At 66.6% G+C, this 10,972-nt stretch carries 6 protein-coding genes; 3 read left to right on the forward strand and 3 right to left on the reverse strand.

The genetic code is table 11. The annotated features are described in order from the left end of the window. Positions 1–9: 9 nt before the first annotated feature. From M3C25_RS12540 to M3C25_RS12550, 3 genes are all read right to left on the reverse strand, one after another. On the reverse strand, positions 10–864 hold the full coding sequence (locus M3C25_RS12540; RefSeq protein ID WP_259857070.1) for a 3-hydroxybutyryl-CoA dehydrogenase: 855 nt from the start codon (positions 862–864) through the stop codon (positions 10–12). A 74-nt stretch (positions 865–938) separates the two neighbouring features. Continuing rightward, positions 939–1,442: a peptide deformylase gene (locus tag M3C25_RS12545; protein WP_259857076.1), complete on the reverse strand. Its 504-nt coding sequence runs from the start codon at positions 1,440–1,442 to the stop codon at positions 939–941. Continuing rightward, entirely contained in the window at positions 1,435–4,836 is a 3,402-nt protein-coding gene (locus tag M3C25_RS12550; protein WP_259857078.1) for a pyruvate carboxylase, read from the reverse strand. The genes M3C25_RS12545 and M3C25_RS12550 overlap by 8 nt, the downstream gene beginning before the upstream one ends. A 195-nt stretch (positions 4,837–5,031) precedes the next feature. Here M3C25_RS12550 and M3C25_RS12555 point away from each other — a divergent pair, with 195 nt between their 5' ends. The 3 genes from M3C25_RS12555 (at position 5,032) to M3C25_RS13135 (ending at position 10,916) form a co-directional block, all read left to right on the forward strand. After that, positions 5,032–6,195, forward strand: a complete 1,164-nt coding sequence (locus tag M3C25_RS12555) for an exonuclease SbcCD subunit D (RefSeq protein ID WP_259844517.1) — start codon at positions 5,032–5,034, stop codon at positions 6,193–6,195. Further along, on the forward strand, positions 6,192–9,239 hold the full coding sequence (locus tag M3C25_RS12560) for an AAA family ATPase (protein WP_259857080.1): 3,048 nt from the start codon (positions 6,192–6,194) through the stop codon (positions 9,237–9,239). The genes M3C25_RS12555 and M3C25_RS12560 overlap by 4 nt, the downstream gene beginning before the upstream one ends. Positions 9,240–9,410: 171 nt before the next feature. After that, entirely contained in the window at positions 9,411–10,916 is a 1,506-nt protein-coding gene (locus tag M3C25_RS13135; protein WP_375545135.1) for an AAA family ATPase, read from the forward strand. Positions 10,917–10,972: the final 56 nt, after the last annotated feature.

A 10,972-nucleotide genomic window follows, 5' to 3' on the forward strand; every position in this document is an offset into this window, starting at 1 on the left:
AGGCTGGGGTCACCAGTCGTAGAAGCCCTTGCCGGTCTTGGCTCCGAGCAGGCCGCCGTCGACCATGCGCGAGAGCAGGATCGGCGGCTTGGCAGCCGGGTCGCCTGTCTCTTCGTAGATGCTCTGGCCGACGAACAGGCAGGTGTCGAGGCCGACCATGTCGGCGAGCTTGATCGGGCCCATCGGGTGCGCGCAGCCGTTGACCATGCCGGTGTCGATGTCCTCCTTGGTGGCGTGACCGGATTCGAGCATCCGGATGGCCGAGAACAGGAACGGGATGAGCAGGGCGTTGACGATGAAGCCGGGACGGTCATCGGAGCGGATCGGGGTCTTGCCGAGCACCTCGGTGGAGAGCTTCTCGATCTCGTCTGCCACCTCGGGCGCAGTGACGACCGAAGAGATGATCTCGACGAGCGGCTGCACCGGGGCGGGGTTGAAGAAGTGGAGGCCGAGGACGCGCTCGGGCCGCGAGGTCGCCTGGGCGAAGCGGATGATCGGCATCGACGAGGTGTTCGAGGCGAGGATCGCCTGATCGTCGGTGACGATGGCGTCGAGTTCGGCGAAGATCTTCTTCTTGATGTCCTCGTTCTCGCTGGCAGCTTCGATGACGAGCTGGCGGTCGGCCATCTCGGAGAGCTCGGTGGTGAAGGTGAGCCGGCCGAGGGCTTCGTCGCGTTCCTGTTCGGTCATCTTGCCGCGCTCGACGCCCTTGGCGAAGGACTTCTCGATGCGCTTGCGGCCGGCAGCCACTGCGTCGTCGTTGATGTCGCGGACGACGACGCTCAGGCCGGCGCGGGCGAGCACCTCGGCGATGCCCGATCCCATCAGGCCGCAGCCGATGACTCCTGCACGTTCAATGGTCACTGGTACTCCTTCGGTCGTTCTGTGTGCGCCGGGCGTGCTGCCCGGCGGTCTGTCTGTCGGTTCGGCCGGTGGTCTCACCGGCCTGCCATGAACCAGTCGGTCCGGCGGATCGCCTTAAGTGCCTGCTTGCGGCGCTCGGCTGGCAGCGTCTCGATGTAGACGGTGCCGTCGAGGTGCTGGGTTTCGTGCTGCAACATCTGGGCGAAGACCTCCTCGCCTTCGACACGGATCTCCTCGCCTTCGACGTTGAGCCCGGTGACGGCGGCGTACTCCCAGCGCGGAGTGGGGAACCACAGTCCCGGCACGGACAGGCAGCCTTCGTCGATATCGCGCAGCTCGCCGCCGGTTTCGACGATGACGGGGTTGATGACATGGCCGATCCGCCCGTCGAGGTGGTAGGCGAAGATCCGCTTGTCCATCCCGATCTGGGGTGCTGCCACGGCGGCCCGGCCCTCGGGCACGGTCGTGTCCGCGAGGTCCTGGACCATGCGCCGCAGGCGGTCGTCGAAGACCGTCACCTCAGTGCAGCGGGTGCGCAGCACCGGGTCGCCGTAGCAGCGGATCTCCCGCTCAGCCATCGACCACCACGACGAGGTCGCCGCCTTCGAGCTGCTGGACTTCGCCGATCGCCACACGCGAGACGGTGCCGTCGATGTGGCTGGTGATCGAGGCCTCCATCTTCATCGCCTCAATGGTGGCAACGGTCTGGCCGGCCTTGACCTCGTCGCCGACCTTGACCTGCAGGGTCACGACGCCGGCGAACGGGCTGGCGACGTGGCCGGGGTTGGAGGTGTCGGCGCGCTCAGCGGTGGCGACGTCGACCTCGATGGAGCGGTCGCGCACCGACATCGGGCGCAGCTGGCCGTTGAGCGTGCACATGACGGTGCGCATGCCGCGGTCGTCAGCGGCGCCGACGGCCTGGACGCCCATGAGCAGCGCCTTGCCCTTCTCGATGATGACGGAGTGCTCTTCGCCTTCGTCGAGTCCGTACAGGTAGGCCTGGGTCTCCAGTACCGACAGGTCGCCGTAGGTCTCCCGCATCCGGTTGAATTCCTTCGTCGGGGCGGGGAACAGCAGCCGGTTGAGGGTCTCCTGGCGGGTGCGGCCGGGCTCGGTGAGCAGTTCGGCGTCGTGCGCGGAGAGGTCCTCGGTGGCCGGCTTGTGGGAGCGGCCGTCGAGAGCCTTGGTGCGGAACGGCTCGGGCCATCCGCCGGGCGGGTCGCCGAGGTCACCGGAGAGGAATCCGATGACCGAGTCCGGGATGTCGAAGTTCGCCGGGTTGTCTGCGAACTCCTTCGGGTCAGCGCCGACTGCCACGAGGTGCAGGGCGAGGTCGCCGACGACCTTCGATGACGGGGTCACCTTGACGAGGTGGCCGAGGATGTCGTCGGCAGCTTCGTACATCGCCTCGATCTCCTCGAACTTCTCCCCCAGGCCGAGTGCGTTGGCCTGCTGGCGAAGGTTCGACAGCTGGCCGCCGGGGATCTCGTGGCGGTAGACGCGTCCGGTCGGTCCCGGCAGGCCGGATTCGAACGGCTTGTAGACGTTGCGCACGGCCTCCCAGTACGGTTCGAGGTCCTCGACGCTCTTGAGCGACAGGCCGGTGTCCCGGTCGGTGTGCTCGAGTGCGGCCACGAGCGCAGAGATCGACGGCTGCGAGGTGGTGCCGGCGACCGAGGCGCTGGCGACGTCGACGGCGTCGGCACCCGCTGCCGAGGCGGCGAGCAGGGTGGCGAGCTGGCCGCCGGCGGTGTCGTGGGTGTGGACGTGGACGGGCAGGTCGAAGTTCTTCCGCAGCGCGGTCACCAGCTTGGTGGCTGCCGCCGGACGCAGCAGGCCTGCCATGTCCTTGATGGCGAGCACGTGGGCGCCGGCCTCGACGATCCGCTCGGCCAGGCCGAGGTAGTAGTCGAGCGTGTAGAGCTTCTCATCGGGGTTGTTGAGATCCGAGGTGTAGCACAGCGCGACCTCGGCGACGGCCGAGCCGGTACTGCGGACCGATTCGATGGCCGGGCGCATCTGCTCGACGTCGTTGAGGGCGTCGAAGATGCGGAAGATGTCGACACCAGTGCGGGTGGCCTCGTCGATGAAGGCATCGGTGACCTCGGTCGGGTACGGGGTGTAGCCGACGGTGTTGCGGCCGCGCAGCAGCATCTGCAGGTTGATGTTCGGCATCGCCTCGCGCAGCTTCGCCAGGCGCTCCCACGGGTCTTCGGCCAGGAAGCGCAGCGCCACGTCGTAGGTCGCACCGCCCCAGCACTCGACGGAGAGCAGCTGCGGGGTCATGCGGGCGACGTACGGGGCGACGTCGAGGAGGTCCTTGGTGCGCACGCGGGTGGCCAGCAGGGACTGGTGCGCATCGCGGAAGGACGTGTCGGTGACTGCGAGGGTCTTCTCCTGGCGCAGACGCTGGGCGAATCCTTCGGGGCCGAGCTCGTCGAGCGTCTGCTTCCAGCCGGCTGGCGGGTCGCCGTCGAAGGAGACCTCCGGCAGCTTCTCGCTCGGGCTCAGGTAGACCGGCGAGTCGCCGTTGGGCTTGTTGACGGTGACATCGGCGAGGAATTCCAGCAGCTTCGAGCCGCGGTCGGCACCGACCTTGGCCTCCAGCAGGTGGGGCCGCTCTTCGATGAAGGTCGTTGACAGGTCTCCGCGCATGAAGGCGGGGTCATCGAGCACCGCACGCAGAAAGCCGATGTTGGTCGCCACACCGCGAATCCGGAACTCAGCGATGGCACGGCGGGCGCGGTTGACGGCCTGTTCGAAGTCGCGGCCACGGGTGGTGCACTTGACGAGCATCGAGTCGAAGTGAGCCGAGACTTCGGCGCCGGCGTAGACGGTGCCGCCGTCGAGGCGCACACCGGCGCCGCCGGCGGAACGGTAGGCGGTGATGGTGCCGGTGTCGGGACGGAAGGAGTTCGCCGGGTCCTCGGTGGTGATGCGGCACTGCAGGGCTGCACCCTTGATCCGCAGGGCATCCTGGGTCAGGCCGAGGTCGGCCAGTGACTCACCGGCGGCGATGCGCATCTGGGACTGCACGAGGTCGACGTCGGTGATCTCCTCGGTGACGGTGTGCTCGACCTGGATGCGCGGGTTCATCTCGATGAAGGCGTGCTTGCCGGAGCGCGGTCCTTCGGTTTCGAGGAGGAACTCGACGGTGCCGGCGTTCTGGTAGCCCAGCGCGCGGGCGAAGGCGAGGGCGTCGTTGCGCAGCGCCTCGGCGATCTCCTCATCAAGGTGCGGGGCCGGGGCGATCTCGACGACTTTCTGGTGGCGGCGCTGGATCGAGCAGTCGCGCTCGAAGAGGTGCACAGCCTCGGAGTTGTTGTCGGCCAGCACCTGCACCTCGATGTGGCGCGGGCGCTGCACGGCCTGCTCGATGAACACAGTCGGATCACCGAAGGCGCCTTCGGCTTCGCGCATGGCGGCCTTGAGTGCGTCGACGAGCTCAGTCTTGTTCGCCACCCGGCGCATGCCGCGTCCGCCGCCGCCGGCGACGGCCTTGACGAACAGCGGGTACTCCATGCCCTCGGCCTCACCGAGCAACTGATCGATATCGGCTGATGGGCGGGTCGATTCGAGGGTCGGGATCCCGGCACGGCGGGCCGCGTCGAGGGCCTGGACCTTGTTGCCGGCCATCTCGAGCACATCAGCCGACGGGCCGATGAAGGTCAGGCCGTTCTCCTCGCAGGCACGGGCGAGATCGGGGTTCTCGGAGAGGAATCCGTAACCGGGGTAGATCGCGTCAGCGCCGGATTCCTTGGCGACGCGGATCATCTCGTCGACGCTGAGGTAGGCGCGGACGGGATGGCCCTCCTCGCCGATCAGGTAGGCTTCGTCAGCCTTGAGCCTATGCTCCGAATTGCGGTCCTCATAGGGGAAGACGGCAACCGTGGAGGCACCGAGTTCGTAGGCGGCACGGAATGCGCGAACCGCGATTTCACCGCGGTTGGCAACGAGAACTTTGGAGAACATCAGGTATGACCGTTCCTCTCGGCGCCGACGGATGGTCGGCGGAATTCCTTTATCGGTTCCTAACTGTACTCAGGGCGGTTTCCGCCACCGTGCACAGGTTCCAGTTTGCTGCTCCAAGTGTACGGGCAGGGCCGGGCGCGGATGTGACCGGCCTGACGTCGAAGCGGTGTCCGTGGTCTTGGCTAGGCTGGCAGCATGCGGATCCTCCACACCTCTGACTGGCATCTGGGGCGCACCTTCTTCGGTGTCGACCAGACCGCCGCGCAGCGTGCGTTCCTCGACCATTTGCTCGACGTCGTCGCAGCCGAGCGCATCGACGCAGTGCTTGTCGCCGGGGACGTCTACGATCGAGCGATCCCTCCGGCTGATGCTCTGACGAACTTCGATGAGACTGTCACTGCGCTCCTCGATTCCGGAGTCCGGGTCATCGCCACCAGCGGCAACCACGATTCGTTCATGCGGCTCGGCCACGGGCGCCGCACCCTCGATCATGCCGGCCTGCACATCCGCACCCGGATCTCCGATCTCACCTGGCCGGTGCTGCTGGGCGGCAGTGCGTCCTCGCCCGAGGCGGTGGTGTACGGGATCCCGTATCTGGAACCTGGACTGGTGGCCGGGAAGTTCGGGTGTGCCCGCAGCCATGAGGCGGTGCTGGCACACGTCATGGACCTCATCCGCACCGATCACCAGCAGCGGTACCCAGACGCCTTCCTCATCGTCGCAGCTCACGCTTTCGTCGGCGGGCAGTCGCTGGCCAGCGAATCGGAGCGCTCGATCGACGTCGGTGGCGTCTCGGTCGTCTCCGCTGATGTCTTCGCCGGTGCTGATTACGCGGCTCTCGGGCATCTGCACCGGCCCCAGGACGTCACCGACATCGTCCGGTATTCCGGGTCCCCACTGCCGTACTCCTTCACCGAGGCCAAGACACCCAAGCGGATGCTGCTGCTCGACACCTCGGGCCCGGAGCTCAGCGTCGAGAGCATCGCCCTACCTGCTTTCAGCGATGTGCGCACCCTGCGCGGCACGCTTGAGGAGGTGCTCGAGACCGGGCGGGCGGCACGTGCCGATGGCGAAGATCTCACCGAAACCCTCGTGGCCGCCGAGCTGACCGACCCGGCTCGGGTGACCGGGGCACTCGGCCGGCTGAAGGAGACCTTCCCGCAGCTCATCAAGATGACCTGGGTCAATGCCGCACAGCCTGCACAGGCACATGAAGCAGCAGCGCAGGGCAGCGTCGAACGCACTGACCGCGAGGTGTTCTCCGACTTCATCTCCCATGTCACCGGACAGCCGGCTGATGTCGAGGATCTCGCCCGCTTCGACTCAGCGCTGCTGGAGCTGCGGGAGGCGACGTCATGAGGATGAACTCGCTGCAGATGCAGGCTTTCGGTCCGTTCCCCGGCGCACAGGCCGTCGACTTCGACGAGCTCGGTGCTGATGGTCTGTTCCTCATCAGCGGTCCGACCGGGGCAGGCAAGACGACGATCCTCGATGCGCTCGCCTTCGGGCTCTACGGCACCGTGCCCGGGGCGCGCAGCGACGCTGAGGACTACCGCAGCCATTACGCCGATTCTGACACCCCGACCTACGTCGAGGTCGAATTCACTGCGCAGGCACGGCGGTGGAGAGTCCGGCGCAGCCCGCGCTACATGCGCCCCAAGAAGCGCGGCACCGGTATGACCGAGGCGAAGGCGACCGCTGAGCTGTCGGTGTTCAACCCGGAGTCGGGGCACTGGGATGGGATCGGCCGCACCGTGTCGGAGGTGCAGGCGGAGATCAACCGGGTGCTCGGGCTCAATGCCGCCCAGTTCATGCAGATCGTGCTGCTCCCCCAAGGCGAGTTCGCCCGTTTCCTGCGGGCAGATCCGATCGAACGCGAGCCCATCCTCAGGCGGCTGTTCAACACCGAGCACTTCACGGATCTGGAGTCGATCCTCGAGGCACGGGCCCGGCAGGCGCGTGCCGCACTCGATGCCGTGTCACAGGAACGGCAGACGCTCATGCGCCAGGCGCAGGGCAGCTGCGGCGAGGATCTGCCGATCCCGACCGCGGCCCATCCGAGTGTCGCCGATGTCGATGCCGTGCTGGGGGCGGCGGTCAGTGTCGTGCGCGAACGGATCGACGTCTTCACTGAGGTGCTGCAGTCTGCGCGCACGCGCTCTGCCGATGCCGAAGCGGCTGCCGACGCAGCAGCGGCACGTCAGGCTGACCGTGAGAAGCTCACACAGCTGCGCAGCCGGCAGGAGGCCTACGCCACCTCTGCTGACGAGCGCGCACGGCTGGCCCAGCTGCAACGCCAGGCGATCAAGGCAGAGAGCGTCGCACCGTACGGACGTGAAGCTGACCGTGCCGTCCGCGAACAGGAAGCGGCAGAGAAGCACCACACCGCAGCGCTGACGGCTTTCAGCACAGAACTTTCTGCACTCCCCCGCCGGCCTGAGACCACCTCTGCCGAACATATCGTTCAGGCAGCTGGCGACGGTCAGCGCGCGGCGGCCAGCATCGCCACGCACCTGACACGCGTCGCTGACCTCACGCGTGAGCGCACCGACCTCCAGCAGAAGCAGACGGCCGCAGCCGGCCGGGTGGCCGAACTGGAGGAGAAAGCCGCTGCCCAGGATGCCGCACTTGATGAGCTCAACGCCCGGCTTGAGACTCGCAGTGACGTCCAGCGGGAATACGACCGGCTGCTGCGCGCACTGGAAGCCGCTGCGATCCGCCAGCAGCGCGGCGACGAGATCACCGCTGCCGAGCAGCAGCGCGACAAACAGCAGGAAGCGCTGAAGGACAGGCAGGCCGAGGAATCCGCCGCCAAGGACACCTACGCCCGCATCCGTTCGACCCGTCTGGCCGGTATCGCAGCAGAACTCGCTGCTGAGCTGACATCGGGACACGCGTGCTCCGTTTGCGGTGCCACCGAACATCCCGCACCGGCAAAGCCCACCGACGACACGGTGACGAAATCTGACGAGGACGCAGCGCTGAACGCGTGGACTCAGGCGCAGAACGCCACCAATACCGCACGCAGCACGCTGGCAGAGTCGCGCGCCCGGATCACTGCCCTGACCCGCAGCCTCGACGAGCTGGCAGGTGAGGACGCAGCTGTCTCGGTTGCCGAACTCACTCAGGCACGCGACACCGCCGCACAGACACTTCGCGAGCTCGATCAGGCACGCAGAGAGCGTGACGAACTGCGGCAGAAGCGAGTTGCGCTCGAACAGCAGCAGGCCTCAGCTCGGGAAGACGCCCAGACAAGCGCCACCCAGCTGTCGGCAGTCGGCGGCCAGTTGAAGCAGCTCGATGACGTGGTCTCAGGCGACCAAGCAGCGGCTCTGCATCCGTTCGGGTTCGAAACCCCCGACACCTCAGCGGCTGCTGAGGAGTGCGCAGCTCAGCTGCAGCGCTTGCGCAATGCCGGTGAAACGCTGATCCAGGCACAGACGAAGCGAGAAGACACAGCCGCCGAGTCGGCCGAACGCCGAGACGCGTTTGAGACGGCACTGACTGAGGCCGGCTTCACCGACAGAAACGATTATCAGGAAGCCCGCCAGATCGATAAGACTGGAGTCGACAGCGCTCTGCGCGCCGCTGCTGATGAGGCCGCCCGGATCGCAGAGCTGACAAGCCAGGACTGGTACTCGCCCGCCTGCGCTGACACAGCATCAGACGAGGAGCTGATAGACAGTGTCGCCGTCACCGCTGAGCAGCGCACGACCGCCGCCTCCGACGCCGAGCATCTGGGTCAGCTGCTGGCGGTGCACAGACATGATGCCGCGGATCTCGTCCAGCTGCGCGAGCGCTTCCTGCACACCGCCGCCGAGGTGGAAGCCGAGGTCGCACAGCGCCGTGGAGACGTCGCCCTTGATGGCATCGTGCGCGCCACCTCCGCTGACAACCTTCACCGGCTGCCGCTGAGCTCATATGCCCTGCTGTCGCTGTTCGTCGAAGTCGCACATAATGCCTCCGAACGATTGCAGACGATGAGCGGCGGTCGGTTCACGCTCATCCACGACCTCTCCCTGCACCGACGGGAGAAGCGCGCCGGCCTCGGCCTGCAAGTGCTCGATACGTTCACCGACGAACCGCGCGATCCCCGCTCACTCTCCGGAGGCGAGACATTCATGGCCTCATTGGCCCTGGCGCTCGGGCTGGCCGACACCGTGGCGGCCGCAGCCGGCGGCATCAGATTGGATTCGCTGTTCATCGACGAAGGATTCGGGTCGCTCGATCCCGACGCACTGGCCCAAGTGATGGAAGTCCTGGACGAGCTGCGCGCAGGTGGCCGCTGCGTCGGAGTCATCTCCCACGTGCAGTCCATGCTCCAGTCGATTCCCCAGCAGCTGCGCATCGAGCGAAGCCCCACCGGATCGACAATCACACACCGCTCCTCCCCCGACAGCTGAGGGCGCTTGCTCCGAGGTCAGACCGCCTGAGCCCGGCACAACTGGTGATCTGTTCAAACTGGTGGCCACCTGCCGTGCGATGTCCGTGACCGCGATGTGCAGATCGGATACCGTAAGAGTGTGCTTGTGCTCAGCGTCTCTAGTCTTAAAGGTGGGGTCGGAAAGACCTCGGTGACCCTTGGTTTGGCCTCTGCTGCCTACAGCCGCGGCATCCCGACCCTGGTGATCGATATGGATCCCCAGGCGGATGCCTCGACAGGTCTCGACATTCCCGTGCGCACCGAAGTCGACATCGCCGACGTGCTCGCTGCACCGCGCAAGCGGATTCTCGAACGCGCCGTCGTCCCCAGCGGATGGGTCGGCGAACAGCGTGGACATGTCGACGTGATCTCCGGGTCACCGCGTGTCGCTGAGTTCGACCAGCCCACCTTGTCGCTGCGCTACCTGCGCCGACTGTCGGAGGCCATCCATAAGGCCGGCACCGGCTACCGTCTCGTCCTCATTGACTGCCCGCCATCGCTCAACGGCCTCACCCGCGCGGCCTGGACCGCCAGCAGCCGTGTGCTCATCGTGACCGAACCCGGGCTCTTCTCGGTGGCAGCCGCCGACCGCGCACTGCGTGCCACCGACGAACTGCGCCGCCGCACCGCTAGTGACCTGCAGCCGCTGGGAATCGTCGTCAATCGCGCCAGGCTGCAGTCCCGGGAGCACTCCTACCGCATCGAAGAGCTGCGCGAGATGTTCGGCCCACTGGTGGTCAACCCGCCGATTCCCGAACGCACTGTGCTGCAGCAGGCTCAGGGATCAGCACGTCCAATCCACTCCTGGCCAGGCAAGCCGGCAGCTGAGCTCGCCGCAGCCTTAGATAAGATCCTCGACCGCGCGCTGCGCTCAGAGCGCATCCGCCGCAAAGCAGACGCCAAGGCCACCCCAGCGTCTTCAACCGCAGTAGCCGACAGCTCTGGCGATACGCAGAAGCCCGAAGCAGACGCCGTACCAGACGAGGGTCCGATGACGCCGAAGAATGTCGGTGCTCAGGATCGCGCAGGCGCGGTTGAAGAGCCCGCGACTCAACCGGCAGAACCCACCACCAGCACACCTGTTGAAAAGGGCGAAGAGAGTCAGAAGCCGACAGACGTCGACACCGAGCATGACTCGGCTCCGAATGTGCAGAGCGAACCCGAACAGCCAGCCGAGCAGGACCGCGACGAAGATGAGAAGCCCTCGGCTGCGCCAACTGAGTCCGATTCAGCCGAAGAAACCCGTTCGTCGAAAGAACAGGACGCAAAGGGCACGCCAGGAGCCTTGACCGAGGCTGGCGCAGACGGCGGTCCTGATTCAGCCGCTGAAGTGCAGGCGCGTGAAGAGGGCCCTTCCCAGACCAACGGCGTTCGCCCGCAGTCACCGATGGGAGGACAGCCGCCGAAGCCGCGTTCAGCTCCAACCGTCGGCAGCCAGCTCACCGGGACATCGGTGTCAGCGCTACTCGCTCAGCCGTCGTCACAGCAGGACGATTTGGGCGTCGAAACTGCCGCTATGCCTCTCGTCGATACTGATACCGGCCCAGCTCAGATCCACGAGCCCGCCGGAGGCGAAGAAGCGTTCCTCACCCGGCGCGAGCTGCGTGAGCGCCGTGAACGCGAGAAGAGCAGCAAGCGCAAGTGGTTCGGACGCTGAGGAGCGTCTGAGACACAGGCCGCTGCGAGCCGGAGTCTCTTTCCCCACGCAAAAGC

The organism is Brevibacterium luteolum, from assembly GCF_025147615.1.
GTDB lineage: Bacteria > Actinomycetota > Actinomycetes > Actinomycetales > Brevibacteriaceae > Brevibacterium > Brevibacterium luteolum.

Bases quoted from the DNA above. Each gene is read 5' to 3' on its own strand.
- M3C25_RS12545 (WP_259857076.1), bottom strand. From the start codon at position 1,442: ATGGCTGAGCGGGAGATCCGCTGCTACGGCGACCCGGTGCTGCGCACC.
- M3C25_RS12550 (WP_259857078.1), bottom strand. From the start codon at position 4,836: ATGTTCTCCAAAGTTCTCGTTGCCAACCGCGGTGAAATCGCGGTTCGC.
- M3C25_RS12555 (WP_259844517.1), top strand. From the start codon at position 5,032: ATGCGGATCCTCCACACCTCTGACTGGCATCTGGGGCGCACCTTCTTC.
- M3C25_RS12560 (WP_259857080.1), top strand. From the start codon at position 6,192: ATGAGGATGAACTCGCTGCAGATGCAGGCTTTCGGTCCGTTCCCCGGC.